Below are 15030 nucleotides of genomic sequence, written 5' to 3' on the forward strand. Positions count from 1 at the left end.
ATTTTGGAAAACTCCGGAAGCTTAGTAGAAAATTCCGGTCTTGGATTATCGGACGGCAGGTGTTGCCACTTTGCCATCCCGGGCTTTCATTTTCTGCCCGGCGCATATCCGGTCATGGTCGGTGTTCTGCCCCTGTACTTCTTCATGGTCGAGGCCAGATGACTCTGATCCGAAAACCCTGCGAGGTAGGCGACTTCGGCGATTGCGAGCTCGCCGTCAACGAGTAACTTTTCCGCGAAGTCCAGGCGCAGGTTGATCAGGTATCGGTGCGGCGGCATGCCGAACGTGCTGGCGAACCTTGCTATGAAATGATTGGGCGAAACCCCCGCGACCGAAGCCAGCTCGGCGACCATGACCTTCCGCACGAAATTCTCGTCGAGATATTCGCGCACGCGTCGGGCGCCGGCGGCGGAGAGCCCGCCTTTGGGCGACGCGGCCTGCCTGTTGCGGCCGGTGTAGGTGCGCAGCAGATGCACGCCGAACACGGTGAGCAGCGAGTCCAGGTAGAGCTCGTTCGGCGGCAGCGTGCCGGTCAGCTCCGCGGTGATCATCTGGGCGATGTTGAGCGCCCTCAGGTCGACCTTGCCGAACGCAGGCGGCTCGAGCTCCAAGTCGGAGCGATCGAATTCGTGCGCGGCCAGCTCCGACAGCGCTTCGGGAGAGATGGAAACGACAGCGTTTTCCCTGGTCTGCGTCCAGGCGAAGGTGCTGTCGACTCCGGCGGGATTGATGATGAGGCATCCGACCGGCGCATCGTATTCTGTAACTCTGTCGCTGCCGAGCGAGGCTCTGAATTTGCGCCCGGGCCTCAGCACGATGCCCGCGGAATGTTCCCTGGCCAGGAACGTCTGCGAGCCTGGGCCGCGGACGGAATGGATGACGCTGCCACGTGCGGTGGCTCTTCTGGGACCGGCACTTTCTGGAATGATGTCCAGGACATATCGGGCCACCCGATCGACGCCTCGGGAAACGCCGCTTTCCCGAGCTTCGTCCGCATTTTTCATTTGCGTTGCCTCAGCCGCCTGCCGCCGCCTGAAATCCCCTTGCCCCACCCCGTAACCAACGTAACGCAGGCGTCTCGGCTAGGGAAGAACTCTCATGCGCAAAGAAAAATTCTTATTCGCGAAAAGAGAGAAAAAATGACCGATCGACGAAGTTGGCGAGCATTCTATTTCAGGGCGATGGCCGATCTTCGCCATCCCTGAGATCCGTTTATCACCCGTGGGCGCGGCTTCGGCGAATCCATCTTCATTTTTTTGGCGCCGAGATCGGCGGCCAGGCACGACGGGGCGCCGAGCCGACCGGCTACGGCCGGCTGCTACAGATCACCGCGACGTTTCTCGTACAGATCCCAGGTGAGTTCGACAAAGGCCAGAAGGACATCGTCGCGGTTCCAGCCTGCCGCGACCGCCGCCTGGACGATCTCACGGAGGGGAGGCAGCAACTGGCGCTGGCATTCGGCAGACAGGTCGCCATCCCCCACGGGAGGCCCCTCGAAGTTGAATTTCGTCATTCGGCGCCCCTCCCGCCTCGGATCAAGTTTTATACCGCTAATTTCGTTCCCGCTGATATACAACAGATGTGATACCAAAGTACAGGAAGCCTTGGGCCACAAGGGCAGCACAGGACGATGCAGGACCACGCCGTCTCTTTGCTTTCCCTCGTGTCAAGTTGGTTTTCGAAGGCGGGCGTTCAGGGGGAATTAATTGGTGCAAACCCTGACTGGGGCTAGATATCCTCGGCCAGGCGGCAACCGCCATCCGCCGAATGCGAGGCATGAACCGGCCGCATTGCCTTCTGCAACCGCTCGCTGGATAGTCCCGGCAATGTTCGAGACCATTGCGACTCACTGGACCCAAATCCTGGCGATCATCTCGGTGGTGATGGCGACCGTCGGCATCGCCCACGCCGTCATGACCAAGGAGGACGTGCGCGCCGCCACCGGCTGGGTCGGCGTGATGGTGCTGTCACCGATTCTTGGCGTGCTGATCTATGCCGTGGCCGGCATCAACCGCATCCGCCGCGCCACGATCACGGCGCAGCGTCCGCTCACCGGCGACGCGGTATCCGCCAAGGACGAGCGCGACATCGCCGCCGAGGAGGCCCTGATCGTCGAGCGCTACGGTCAGCGCTTCACCGGCCTGCGGACGCTGGGCGACAGGGTGGCGCGGCGCGCCCTCAACCCCGGCAATGCCATCGACGTGCTGGAGACTGGCGACGAGGCCTATGCCGCCATGTGCGCGGCGATCGACGGCGCCGAGCGCAGCGTCCTGCTCGAGACCTATATTTTCGACAATGACGCCGTCGGCCTGCTTTTCGTGGAATCGCTGGCCGGTGCCGTCCAGCGCGGCGTCACCGTTCGCGTGCTGATCGACGCCGTCGGTGCCCGTTACTCCGTTCCCAGCATCCTCGGCCATCTGCGCCGCGCCAACATCCCCGCCGATGTCTTCAACGGCAACATCGTCATAGGCCTGCGCCTGCCCTACGCCAATCTCCGGACCCACCGGAAGATCCTTGTGGTCGACGGCATCGTTGCCTTCACCGGCGGCATGAACATCCGCAAGGGCTTTTCGGCCGAGTTCGCAGGCTCCAACAGCGCCAGGGACACGCATTTCAAGGTCACCGGACCTGTCGTCGCCGACCTCTTCTCGGTCGCTGCCGAAGACTGGCGCTTCGCCACCAACGAAGCGCTGAAGGGCGATGCCTGGCGAATTGCCCCGCTGTCGCCGGCACCCGGCCAGCCGATGCTGGTGCGGGCGGTCGCATCCGGGCCGGATGCCAGCAATGAGACCAACCACAAGCTGCTGATCGGCGCCTTCTCGGTGGCGCGCAAGTCGATCCGCCTGATGTCGCCCTATTTCCTGCCCGACCGCGAACTGATCAGCGCCTTGATCACCGCCGCCCGGCGCGGCGTTGAGATCGATGTCGTGGTGCCGGCGGTCAACAATCTCTTCCTCGTCGACCGCGCCATGACCGCGCAATTCGACCAGATCCTGAAGAATTATTGCCGCATATGGCGCACGGAGGGCCCATTCGACCATTCCAAGCTGCTGTCGATCGACGGCGTGTGGGCCTATGTCGGCTCGTCCAACCTCGACGCCCGGTCGCTGCGGTTGAACTTCGAGATCGATCTGGAGGTCCTCGATGCAGGCTTTGCCCGCGAGATCGAAGCCCGGATCGGATCGGCAATCGAAACGGCCAGTCCCGTCACGCTGGACTCCTTGCGGGCCCGCCCCTTCATCATCCGGCTGTTCGACCGCATCCTGTGGCTGGGATCGCCCTATCTCTAGATGGGTTCTCACCCTATCTCTAGATGGGTGCTCACCCTATCTCTGGATAGGCTTTAACAAAACGACGTGTTTGACGGATAGTTTGGTGTCGGCCGTGGAACATAAGCGCAAAGACTCTATTTGAGGTGCATGGTGAGACCAGCAGGCATGGCAGGCACACGGTGCGGATGAACGGACGCAGCCTCCCGGCAACCATGCTTTTGTCCATTCGCGACAGGCGGATGCGCAAGGCAAACGCGGCTGCGCACAAGGCAACCGCCACCACAGGCACCTTGGTTGCCTCCTACAACGTCCACAAATGCATCGGCGTCGACCGCAAATTCGATCCCGAGCGCACCAGCCGCGTCATCCGCGAAATCGACCCCGACGTCATCGCGCTGCAGGAAGCGGACAACCGTTTCGGCGACCGTGACGGGCTTCTCGACCTGCCCCGCCTCGAGCGGGAAACCGGCCTGGTGCCGGTGCCGATTTCAGCGACCGGCAAGGGCCATGGCTGGCACGGCAATGTCCTCCTGTTCAAGAAGGGCGTCGTCCGTGATGTGCATCAGATCAGGCTTCCGGGCCTGGAACCGCGCGGCGCGGTGGTGGCGGAGATCGACCTCGACGGAAACCGCACCTTGCGCATCATCGCCGCCCATCTCGGCCTGCTGCGCCACTCGCGCTCGCAACAGGCCCGTGTCGTGCTGGACATCATGAGCAGCGCCGATGAAAAGCCGACCTTGCTGCTCGGCGACCTCAACGAATGGCGGCTCGGCAACCGCTCGGCGCTCAACACGCTGCACGCGACGTTCGGGCCTCAGCCACCGGCGGTGCCCACCTTCCCCTCGAACCTGCCGCTTTTGGCGCTCGACCGGATCATGACCAATCGGCACGGAATGATCGCGGCGGTCGAAGCCCATGACACGCCGCTTTCGCGCGTCGCCTCCGACCATCTGCCGCTCACGGCCTTCGTTCGCCTGGACCACATGGTTTCCGCCGATAACGCCATGATGTCCCCGGCGTCGCAAAGCGTGTAGATCTACAGTGGAACGCTCCGGGTCATCCGCGAGTTTATGTGTCAAGTTTATATGTGTTGAACGCGCAGGAGGACAAAATGAAAAAGTTGATTTTAGCGTCCCTTTTGGCATTGGCCGCAACTGCGTCGGTCATTGCGCCGACGCAAGCTGCAAGCGTGATTATCCAGTCCGACGACGGCAACCAATATTCACCAGACGATTCCGACAATGGCGGGATTGTTATTCGCCGGCACCATGACCGGCGCTATGACAACCAATATGAGGACGACCAGAGCGTTCAGTACGATAATTATGGCCAATATCGGCGTTACCACCGGCACCATCGCTGCCATTTGGAAACAGTCGTGCATTGGCGCCACCACCATAGGGTGGTCGAAGACGTTCGCGTTTGCGGCTAACCCGCGCCTTACCCCGTTCTGACAGGACGTAGTCCTCGGCGGCGGCATGGCCACATTCCTTTCAAGGACGTGGCTATGCCGCATTGCACAATTTCGCGGCCTTCCCCACAATGCAGGCATGGTCCGATCCTCCCTAGCCGTCCTGGTGATCGATGAAAATCGCATCCGTGCCTCGATCATCGAGGCCGGCCTGCGCGAGGCCGGCCATCAGCTTGTCACAGTCATCCATGACGTGACCGGCATTGCGCGGCGGATCGCCGAGATCGAACCCGACGTCATCGTCATCGACCTCGAAAACCCTAACCGCGACATGCTCGAAAACATGTTCCAGCTGTCGCGCGCCGTGAAGCGCCCGATCGCCATGTTCGTCGACCGGTCCGACCAGGCCTCGATCGAGGCCGCGGTCGATGCCGGCGTGTCGGCCTATGTCGTCGATGGCCTGCGGCAAGAGCGTGTCAAGCCGATCCTCGACATGGCGGTGAGTCGCTTCAATGCCTTCTCGCGCATGGCGCGCGAATTGGAAGAGGCGCGCAGCGAACTCGAGAGCCGCAAGGTCATCGATCGCGCCAAGGGCATACTGATGAAGTCGCGCGGCCTCTCCGAAGAGGCCGCCTACACGCTGCTGCGCAAGACGGCGATGAACCAGAACCGCAAGATCAGCGACATCGCCCAGAGCCTGGTGACCGCTGCCGGGCTGCTGGGGCCGGCGGAGGACGAATGAGCATGAGCCATCAGATCACCGCCGGCTTCATGCCGCTTTTCGACAGCGCCGTGCTGGTGGCCGCGAGCGAGCTTGGCTTCGCCGCCCGCGAAGACATTGAGCTGACGCTGCACCGCGAGACGTCCTGGGCCAACATTCGCGACCGCATCGCCATCGGCCATTTCGATCTCGCGCATATGCTGGGGCCCATGCCGCTCGCCTGCAATCTCGGGCTGACGCCGCTCGCTTCCGAGACCATCGTGCCGTTCTCGCTCGGGCTCGGCGGCAATTGCGTCACCATCTCCAACGCTGTCTGGGCCGGCATGGCGGCGCATGGCGCCCAACCCGATCTCGATCCCGCGCGCGCCGGCGCGGCCCTGCGCGCATTCATTCGCGATCGGGCGGCCGCGCGCCGCGAACCGCTGCGCTTTGCCGTGGTGCACCCGCATTCCGGGCACAATTACGAACTGCGCTACTGGCTCGCCGCTTGCGGCATCGATCCCGACCGCGAAATCGAGATCGTCATCGTGCCGCCGCCCTTCATGACCGACGCGCTCGCCACTGGACGCATCGACGGCTACTGCGTCGGCGAACCCTGGAACAGCGCTGCGGTCGCCGCCGGCATCGGCCATATCGTCACCGTCAAGGCGCAGATATGGCGCAACAGCCCGGAGAAGGTGATCGGCGTGCGCAAGGCCTGGGCCGACGAGAAACCGGAGGCTCTGGCGGCGCTGCTGCGCGCGCTGCATCATTCGGCGCGCTGGTGCCAGGACCCGGCCAACCACGCCGAATTGGCCGCGGTGATGGCGCAGGCCCGCTTCCTCGGCTTGCCGCCGGCCGTGCAGATGCCGATCCTGACCGGCCATCTGCGATTGGGCGGCGGAGCGGAGCTGGATGTCGACGACTTCTTCCTGCCCTTCGACAAGGCCGCGAACTTTCCGTGGAAGAGCCATGCGCTGTGGTTCTACACGCAGATGGTGCGCTGGGGGCATGTCGCGCACACGCCTGACAATCTCGCCATCGCCCGGGATTGCTACCGGCCCGACCTCTACCGCTCGGCGCTGAAGCCGCTCGGTGTCGCGCTTCCCGGGGCCAATGCGAAGGTCGAGGGCGCGCTCAAGGTCGCCACCGCGGTCGGCGCGACCGGCGCCGGCCTGGTGCTCGGCCCGGACGGTTTCTTCGACGGCCAGATCTTCGATCCCGATGAGATCGACACCTACATAGCGCGCCAGAAATCGGCCCGCACGGAAGCCTGATCATTTCCGCGCCACTATTGTGCATTGCACAAAAATTGTGCGTGCATTTGCACCCATGAACAATCTTTGGCTTGTCCACCCTGCGGGTTCTTGCGCCGATAGCTGTACTATATAGTTGATTTTATTTGTGTTTGTCATCTGCTCCGAAACTGGCACGGTTCCTGCATTGCAATAGGCAGACCCTTCTCGGGTCACGTAACAGGCGTCCAATGGCGGGCGCTACAGGCAAAGCTGCCGCTCAGGTCAACACGCGATCCCGGATGGACGGACGCGCGCGGCCTGGCCGGTGGCTTTTTTGTTTTGACCGAACACGCAATCGACGGCGCTGATCCGAGCAGTGCCCAACGGGAGATGACGATGACGAAACGCATCAAGACTGAAACCTCTCTTGAGGGCATGACCCGTCGCGGTTTTCTGATGGCAGGTGCTGCCACCGCGGCAACCCTGGCGGCCGCGCGTGCGCTGCTCCCCTCGGGCGCCTATGCCGCGACCGCCGCGCCGGAAGTCACCGGCGCCAAGCTCGGCTTCATCGCGCTGACCGATGCCGCGCCCCTGATGGTCGCCAAGGAGAAAGGTCTGTTCGCCAAATTCGGCATGCCCGATGTCGAGGTGCTGAAGCAGGCCTCCTGGGGTGCGACGCGCGACAATTTGATGCTTGGCGGTGCCGCCAACGGCATCGACGGCGCCCACATACTGACGCCGCTGCCTTACCTCATGCACACCGGCAAGGTGACGCAGAACAACCAGCCCATGCCGATGGCGATCGTGGCGCGGCTCAACTACGACTGCCAGGGCATCTCGGTCGCGCAGGAATATGCCGGCACCGGTGTCGGCCTCGACGCCTCAAAGTTGAAGGAGACCTTCGCCGCCAAGAAGGCCGCCGGCAAGGAAGTGAAGGCCGCCATGACCTTCCCGGGCGGCACGCATGACCTCTGGCTGCGCTACTGGCTGGCCGCCGGCGGCATCGATCCCGACAAGGACGTCTCGACCATCGTCGTGCCGCCGCCGCAAATGGTGGCCAACATGAAGGTCGGCAACATGGACGTCTTCTGCGTCGGCGAGCCGTGGAACGAGCAGCTCGTCCACCAGGGCGTCGGCTTCACCGCCGCCACCACGGGCGAATTGTGGAAAGGCCATCCGGAAAAGGCGCTCGGCCTGCGCGCCGAATTCATCGAGAAGAACCCGAACGCCACCAAGGCGATCCTGATGGCCGTCATGGAAGCCCAGCAATGGTGCGAGGCCAAGGAGAACAAGGACGAGATGGCCGCCATCATCGGCAAGCGGCAATGGATGAACGTGCCGGTCGCCGACATCATCGGCCGCCTCAAGGGCGACATCAACTATGGCAATGGCCGCGTCGCCAACGGTACCGATCTCTACATGAAGTTCTGGAAGGGCGGCGTTTCCTACCCCTTCAAGAGCCATGATTCGTGGTTCCTCGCCGAGAACATCCGCTGGGGCAAATTCGCACCGACCACCGATGTCAAGGCGTTGGTCGATCAGGTCAACCGCGAGGATCTCTGGCGCGAGGCAGCCAAGGACCTCGGCGTGGCGGCGGCCGACATTCCGGCCTCCTCGTCGCGTGGCGTCGAGACGTTCTTCGACGGCAAGGTCTTCGATCCGGCCAACCCGTCCGCCTATCTCGACAGCCTGAAGATCAAGGCATCGGCTTAGGCCCAACGGCACTCGCGCCGTTGTCGCCCAGCGCCCAGGAGTGTTTCCAAGACATGTCCATCCAAACCATCGAGGACACCAAGGTGAAGGCGTTTCCGGCAAAGCCCGCCGCCGAACTGGTTGCGTTCACAGCCAAGAGCCGACGCCGCATCGACCCGCTCGCCATTGCCGGCAAGGTCGCGACGGCGCTGGTGCCGCCTGCCGTCGTCATCGCCCTCCTGCTCGTCGTCTGGCAGGTCGCCTGCTCGTCACCGACCGCCAGCCTGCCGCCGCCGAGCCAGGTGTGGAACGAGGCCTATGACCTGATCGCGCATCCGTTCTTCGACAATGGCCCGCAGGATATCGGACTGGCCTGGCGGGTGCTGATCTCGCTGCAGCGCGTCGCCATCGGCTTCGGCCTGGCGGCGGTGGTCGGGGTGGCGCTCGGCGCGCTGGTCGGCCAGTCGATCTGGGCGATGCGCGGCCTCGATCCGGTGTTCCAGATCCTGCGCACCGTGCCGCCGCTGGCCTGGCTGCCGCTGTCGCTGGCGGCGTTCCGCGATTCCAGCCCGTCGGCGCTGTTCGTCATCTTCATCACGTCGATCTGGCCGATCATCATCAACACCGCCGTCGGCGTGCGCAACATCCCGCAGGACTACCGCAACGTCGCCCTCATCCTGCGGCTCAACCCGTTCGAGTTCTTCGTCAAGATCATGGTGCCGGCCGCAGCACCCTATATCTTCACCGGCTTGAGGATCGGCATCGGCCTGTCCTGGCTCGCCATCGTCGCCGCCGAAATGCTGACCGGCGGCGTGGGCATCGGCTTCTTCATCTGGGACGCATGGAATTCGTCGCGGCTGCCCGACATCATCGTCGCGCTCGCCTATATCGGCGTCACCGGCTTCTGCCTCGACCGCCTGGTCGCTGGCGTCGGTGCCTTCGTCACCCGCGGCACTACGGCAAAGTGAGGACAGCGCGATGACCGCCTATCTGAAACTCGACCATATCGACAAAACCTTCGCCCGCGGCGGCCAGGTCACCGAGGTGCTGAAAGACATCCGGCTGACCATCGACAAGGGCGAATTCGTCTCCATCATCGGCCATTCCGGCTGCGGCAAGTCGACCTTGCTCAACCTGATCGCCGGCCTGACCAAGGTGTCCGCCGGTGCCGTGCTGCTCGAGAACAAGGAAGTCGACAGCCCCGGCCCCGAGCGTGCCGTGGTATTCCAGAACCACTCGCTGCTGCCCTGGCTGACCGTCTACGAGAACATCAACCTGGCGGTGTCCAAAGTCTTTGGCCGCAGCAAAAGCAAGGCCGAGCGGCATGACTGGATCATGCGCAATCTCGACCTCGTGCAGATGGCGCACGCCAGGGACAAGCGCCCGGCGGAAATCTCGGGCGGCATGAAGCAGCGCGTCGGCATCGCCCGGGCGCTCGCCATGGAGCCGAAGATCCTGCTGCTCGACGAGCCGTTCGGCGCGCTCGATGCGCTGACGCGCGCCCATCTGCAGGATGCCGTGATGGACATTCATTCCAGGCTGGGCTCGACGACGATCATGATCACCCACGATGTCGACGAGGCGGTGCTGCTCTCCGACCGCATCGTCATGATGACCAATGGTCCGGCAGCGACCATCGGCGAGGTGCTTGCGGTGCCGCTGGCGCGCCCACGCCGGCGCGTCGAACTTTCTTCAGACCGGACCTTCCTGCGCTGCCGTGAGGCGGTGCTGAAGTTCCTCTACGAACGCCACCGCTTCGTCGCAGCCGCCGAATAAGGCCATGACCGAAAAGCGCAATCATCGGCAATTGGCAATGTGCATCGGCAATAGGCAGCCTACCGCACTGCACAAATATTACGCTGCCGCAAGGCATTCTGACTAATCTTTGATCCGCTGCCGCGCTTGGCCAAAAGTCGTTCGGCTGCGGTTCACATTGATTTCATTCGATAATCCAGGGAGCTCTAGAATTGGCACGCTTCCTGCATTTCGGAATGTAGGCCCGCAAGGGCCAAGTGATACGGCGTCCAATGGCGGGCGCCACAGGCAAAGCTGCCGCTCAGGTCAATGCGCAATCCCGGATGGACGGACGCGCGAAGACCTGGCCGGCGGCTTTTTTGTTTTTGCGAGATCGACGGCGCTGGCCCAAGCGGCGCCCAAACGGAGACGACGATGACGAAACGGATCGGAACTGGCGCGTCCCTCGCGGACTTCACGCGGCGCGATTTTCTGGCCAGCAGCGCGCTGACGGCGGCACTGTTCACCGCCGCGCTCCTGCTGTTTCCGACAGGCGCCAAGATTCAAGGCAAGGACCTGACCGTCGCGAACTCGGTCTCGTTGCATCCATCGATGCCGCGTCGCTGATCATTCACCCACAAAATATCCGCGGTGCCTCCCACGCCGCAGACCGGAGCCAGACATTGACCGCAAATCTCCCAGCCCCGCCCAGCCAGGACAATGCCCCCCGGCAGGCGCTTGTGATGTCCACCATCGCCTTCACCGTATGCTTCGCGGTGTGGACGATCTTTTCAATCATCGGCGTGCGCATAAAGCAGGATCTCGGGCTGAACGAGACGCAGTTCGGCCTGCTCGTCGGCACGCCGATCCTCACCGGTTCGCTCGTGCGCATGGTGCTCGGCGTCTGGACCGACCGCTTTGGCGGACGGCTGGTGTACACCGCGACCATGCTTGCGGCGGCGGCGGCGACCTTCCTGCTGGCTTTCGCGCACACCTACGGGCAGATGCTGGTCGCCGCGCTTGGCGTCGGGCTCGCCGGCGGCTCCTTCGCCGTCGGCGTGTCCTATGTCTCGCGCTTCTTCCCCGCAGACAGGCAGGGCACGGCCCTCGGCATCTTCGGTGCCGGCAATGTCGGGGCCGCGGTCACCAAGTTCCTGGCGCCCTTCGTGCTTCTCTCCTGGGGCTGGCAGTCGGTGGCGCTGATCTGGGCCGCAGCGCTCGTCGTCATGGCCGCCATCTTCTGGTTCACCACCGGCGATGATCCCGTCATCCGCGAGCGCCGCGCCGGCAAGGCAACACCCACGAGAAGCTTCTGGCAGGAATTCGCGCCGCTCAAGAATGTGCAGGTCTGGCGCTTCGCCTTCTACTATTTCTTCGCCTTTGGCGCGTTCGTGGCGCTGTCGCTCTGGCTGCCGCGCTACCTGATCGGCGTCTACGGCTTCGGGCTTGCGACCGCCGGCATGATCGGTGCGGCCTATTCAATTCCCGCAAGCGTCTTCCGCGCCTATGGCGGCGTGCTTTCCGACCGGATCGGTGCCCGCACCGTGCTCTATTCGACGTTCGCCGTCAGTGCCGTCGCGACTCTCGTTCTGTCTCTCCCCTCGGCAGACTACGTCGTGCGCGGCATTAGCGGGCCGATCGCCTTCCATTTCGAGATCGGCCCGCTCGCCTTCATCGCCGTCGCCTGCGTGCTCGGCTTCTTCATGAGCCTCGGCAAGGCCGCGGTGTACAAGCACATCCCGGCCTACTATCCGCAGAATGTCGGCGCGGTCGGTGGTGTGGTGGGCATGATCGGCGGGCTCGGCGGCTTCATCCTGCCAATCGCCTTCGGCGCGCTCAACGACCTCACAGGCGTGTGGTCGAGCTGCTTCATGCTGCTGTTCGTCATCGTCGCCACCTGCCTTGCCTGGATGCATGTCTCCATCCGGCGCATGGAGCGCGCGGCATCCGCCGAAGTTTCACCCCTTTCCTATGCGGCTGAGTGAGAGAGCGGACATGACAGAAAAACTCGTCATCATCGGCAACGGCATGGCCCCCGGGCGCATGCTGGAGCACCTCCTCGAGCAGGCGCCGGGCCGCTACGCCGTCACCATCTTCAACGCCGAGCCCCGCGTCAATTATGACCGCATCATGCTGTCGCCGGTGCTGTCGGGCGAAAAGGATTATGAGGAGATCATCATCCATGGTGACGGCTGGTACATCAAGCATGGCATCACCCTCTACAAGGGTCACAAGATCGTTGCCATCGACCGGCAGGCGAAAACCGTCACCTCCGACCATGGCGTAACCGAGCCCTACGACAAGCTCGTCATCGCCACCGGCTCGGTGCCGTTCATCATTCCGGTGCCGGGCCACAACCTTCCCGGCGTGCTGACCTACCGCGATCTCGACGACGTACGAGCCATGATGCTGGCCGCCCAGTCGCGGGCCAAGGCGGTCGTCATAGGCGGCGGGCTGCTCGGGTTGGAGGCGGCAGCGGGCCTCAACGCGCAAGGCATGGACGTCACCGTGCTGCATGTCATGCCGACGCTGATGGAGCGCCAGCTCGATCCGGCCGCCGGCTACCTGCTGCAGCGCGCGGTGGAGCAACGCGGCATCAAGGTCATCACCAAGGCCAACACCCAGGCAATCACCGGCAACGGCAAGGTCGAGCGGGTCGAGCTCGCCGATGGCACCGTCATTCCGGCGACGCTGGTGGTGATGGCCGTCGGCATCAGGCCGAACGCGACGCTGGCCAAGGAGGCTGGCATCGCCGTCAACAGAGGCATCGTCGTCGATGCCGGCATGCGCAGCAACGACCCCGACATCTACGCGCTCGGCGAATGCGCCGAGGTCAACGGCATGGTCTATGGGCTGGTCGCGCCGCTCTACGAGATGGCTCGCGTCGCCGCCCACCAGCTTGCCGGCAACGAGGCCGCCGCCTTCGTCCATTCGGACACGCCGACCAAGCTCAAGGTCACCGGCATCGAGCTCTTCTCGCTCGGCGACTTTGCCGAGGGCGAGGACCGCCAGGAGATCGTGCTGCGCGACGCCGCCGCCGGCGTCTACAAGCGGCTCGTTCTGAAGGACGACCGCATCATCGGCACGGTGCTCTATGGCGAGACGGCGGATGGTGCCTGGTTCAACGATCTCAAGAAGAAGCAGACCGACATTTCGCAAATGCGCGAAACGTTGATCTTCGGCCAGTCCTATCAGGGGGGTACCCCGCTGGACCCTATGGCGGCCGTTGCAGCCTTGCCGGATGATGCGGAAATCTGCGGCTGCAACGGCGTCTGCAAGGGCAAGATCACAGGCGCTATCACGGCCAAGGGCCTGACCTCGCTCGACGATGTCAGGGCGCACACCAAGGCGTCCGCCTCCTGCGGTTCCTGCACCGGGCTGGTCGAGAAACTGATGGTGCTGACGCTCGGCGACACATACAACCCTGCGGCCGTGCAGCCCATGTGCTCCTGCACCACGCTCGGCCACGACGAGGTGCGCCGGCTCATCAAGGCAAAGCACCTTAAGACCATTCCCGCCGTCATGCAGGAACTGGAGTGGAAGACCTCCTGCGGCTGCGCCAAATGCCGTCCAGCGCTCAACTACTACCTCGTCTGCGACTGGCCGGACGACTACGCCGACGACTACCAGTCGCGCTTCATCAACGAGCGGGTGCATGCCAACATCCAGAAGGACGGCACCTATTCGGTGGTGCCGCGCATGTGGGGCGGCGTCACCAACGCCGCAGAACTGCGTGCTATCGCCGACGTCGTAGACAAGTTCGAGATCCCGATGGTCAAGGTCACCGGCGGCCAGCGCATCGACATGCTCGGCATTCGCAAGGAGGACCTGCCGGCGGTGTGGGCCGATCTCGGCCAGGCCGGCTTCGTCTCCGGCCACGCCTACGCCAAGGGCCTGCGCACGGTGAAGACCTGCGTCGGCTCCGACTGGTGCCGCTTCGGCACGCAGGATTCGACGGGGCTGGGCATCCGTATCGAGAAATTCATGTGGGGCTCGTGGACCCCGGCCAAGGTCAAGATGGCGGTGTCGGGCTGCCCGCGCAACTGCGCCGAGGCGACCTGCAAGGATGTCGGCGTCATCTGCGTCGATTCTGGCTACGAGATCCATTTCGCCGGAGCGGCAGGGCTCGACATCAAGGGCACCGAAGTGCTCGGCCTTGTGAAGACCGAGGACGAGGCGCTGGAGCATATCGTGGCGCTGACGCAGATGTACCGCGAGCAGGGCCGCTATCTCGAACGCATCTACAAATGGGCCAAGCGCATCGGCATCCCCGAGATCAAGCGCCAGATCATGGACGACGATGCCAAGCGCAAGGCCTATTACGACCGCTTCGTCTTCTCCCAGAAATTCGCCCAGGTCGACCCGTGGTCAGAACGCGTCTCCGGCAAGGACAAGCACGAGTTTCGGCCGATGGCTTCGGTCGGGTTTGCGCAGGCGGCGGAGTGATGGAGATGTTTGCGCGAAGCACCCCCCTCTGGCCTGCCGGCCATCTCCCCCTCAAGGGGGGAGATCGAATGTCGTTTCGGCTTTCGCCAATCTCCAACGTCGCAGGACGGTCGCCGTCATCGAGGCTGCCAATCTCCCCCCTTGAGGGGGAGATGTCCGGCAGGACAGAGGCCTTGGCGCAATCCTATCAAGCAAAGGCAGCCCAATGAACTGGATCGCCATCGGCACCATCTCCGACATCCCCCGCCGTGGTGCGCGCTGTGTCGCCACCCCGCAAGGCAAGGTCGCCGTCTTCCGCACCCAGGACGATCAGGTCTATGCCATCGACGACCATTGCCCGCACAAGGGCGGGCCGCTGAGCCAAGGCATCGTCCATGGCGCGGCGGTGACCTGCCCCCTGCACAATTGGGTGATCTCGCTGGAGACAGGCAAGGCGCTCGGCGCCGACGAAGGCGCAGTACGCACCATCCCGGTCAAGGTCGAGGGCGAGCGCCTGTTCCTGGCGCTGGAAGCGCTGGCCAGCCGCGCCGCCTGACC

Annotated in this window: 14 protein-coding genes; 12 read left to right on the plus strand and 2 right to left on the minus strand. The window is 63.7% G+C overall.

Going from position 1 to position 15030, the window contains the following annotated elements:
- Nucleotides 1-86: 86 nt before the first annotated feature.
- Both FJV80_RS03080 and FJV80_RS03085 read right to left on the minus strand, forming a co-directional pair.
- Nucleotides 87-1004 carry an AraC family transcriptional regulator gene (locus FJV80_RS03080; protein ID WP_142875528.1) on the minus strand — a complete coding sequence of 306 codons (918 nt, stop codon included), beginning with the start codon at nt 1002-1004 and terminating at the stop codon, nt 87-89.
- 314 nt (nt 1005-1318) lie between these two features.
- The gene (locus tag FJV80_RS03085; protein ID WP_095772704.1) at nt 1319-1513 is read right to left on the minus strand and encodes a hypothetical protein; all 195 of its coding nucleotides are present in this window, start codon (nt 1511-1513) and stop codon (nt 1319-1321) included.
- 313 nt (nt 1514-1826) lie between these two features.
- Here FJV80_RS03085 and FJV80_RS03090 point away from each other — a divergent pair, with 313 nt between their 5' ends.
- From FJV80_RS03090 to nirD, 12 genes are all read left to right on the plus strand, one after another.
- Entirely contained in the window at nt 1827-3290 is a 1464-nt protein-coding gene (locus FJV80_RS03090; RefSeq protein WP_095772703.1) for a phosphatidylserine/phosphatidylglycerophosphate/cardiolipin synthase family protein, read from the plus strand.
- A gap of 221 nt (nt 3291-3511) precedes the next feature.
- Nucleotides 3512-4306: an endonuclease/exonuclease/phosphatase family protein gene (locus tag FJV80_RS03095; protein ID WP_140891360.1), complete on the plus strand. Its 795-nt coding sequence runs from the start codon at nt 3512-3514 to the stop codon at nt 4304-4306.
- 77 nt (nt 4307-4383) lie between these two features.
- Nucleotides 4384-4704, plus strand: coding sequence for a hypothetical protein (locus FJV80_RS03100; RefSeq protein WP_095772750.1), 321 nt, complete (start codon nt 4384-4386; stop codon nt 4702-4704).
- Between the two features lie 118 nt (nt 4705-4822).
- Complete coding sequence (locus FJV80_RS03105; RefSeq protein ID WP_032931485.1) at nt 4823-5425, plus strand: ANTAR domain-containing response regulator; 603 nt, start codon at nt 4823-4825, stop codon at nt 5423-5425.
- Entirely contained in the window at nt 5422-6660 is a 1239-nt protein-coding gene (locus FJV80_RS03110; protein WP_142875529.1) for a CmpA/NrtA family ABC transporter substrate-binding protein, read from the plus strand. The genes FJV80_RS03105 and FJV80_RS03110 overlap by 4 nt, the downstream gene beginning before the upstream one ends.
- Nucleotides 6661-7017: 357 nt before the next feature.
- Entirely contained in the window at nt 7018-8334 is a 1317-nt protein-coding gene (locus FJV80_RS03115; protein WP_095772749.1) for a CmpA/NrtA family ABC transporter substrate-binding protein, read from the plus strand.
- Between the two features lie 53 nt (nt 8335-8387).
- Nucleotides 8388-9281, plus strand: coding sequence for a nitrate ABC transporter permease (ntrB, locus tag FJV80_RS03120; protein ID WP_095772701.1), 894 nt, complete (start codon nt 8388-8390; stop codon nt 9279-9281).
- 10 nt (nt 9282-9291) lie between these two features.
- A complete protein-coding gene (locus FJV80_RS03125) occupies nt 9292-10089 on the plus strand; it encodes an ABC transporter ATP-binding protein (protein ID WP_095772700.1) in 798 nt (265 codons plus the stop codon).
- 393 nt (nt 10090-10482) lie between these two features.
- Nucleotides 10483-10674, plus strand: a complete 192-nt coding sequence (locus tag FJV80_RS03130) for a twin-arginine translocation signal domain-containing protein (RefSeq protein ID WP_095772748.1) — start codon at nt 10483-10485, stop codon at nt 10672-10674.
- A 116-nt stretch (nt 10675-10790) separates the two neighbouring features.
- Nucleotides 10791-12032 (plus strand): nitrate/nitrite transporter, encoded by a 1242-nt coding sequence (locus FJV80_RS03135; RefSeq protein ID WP_179295813.1) that lies wholly within the window; start codon nt 10791-10793, stop codon nt 12030-12032.
- Nucleotides 12033-12042: 10 nt separating this feature from the next.
- Nucleotides 12043-14493, plus strand: coding sequence for a nitrite reductase large subunit NirB (gene nirB, locus FJV80_RS03140; protein WP_095786927.1), 2451 nt, complete (start codon nt 12043-12045; stop codon nt 14491-14493).
- Nucleotides 14494-14698: 205 nt separating this feature from the next.
- A complete protein-coding gene (nirD, locus tag FJV80_RS03150) occupies nt 14699-15028 on the plus strand; it encodes a nitrite reductase small subunit NirD (protein ID WP_095772697.1) in 330 nt (109 codons plus the stop codon).
- Nucleotides 15029-15030 lie beyond the last annotated feature (2 nt).

Source organism: Mesorhizobium sp. WSM4310, assembly GCF_007003935.1.
Taxonomy (GTDB): Bacteria; Pseudomonadota; Alphaproteobacteria; order Rhizobiales; family Rhizobiaceae; genus Mesorhizobium.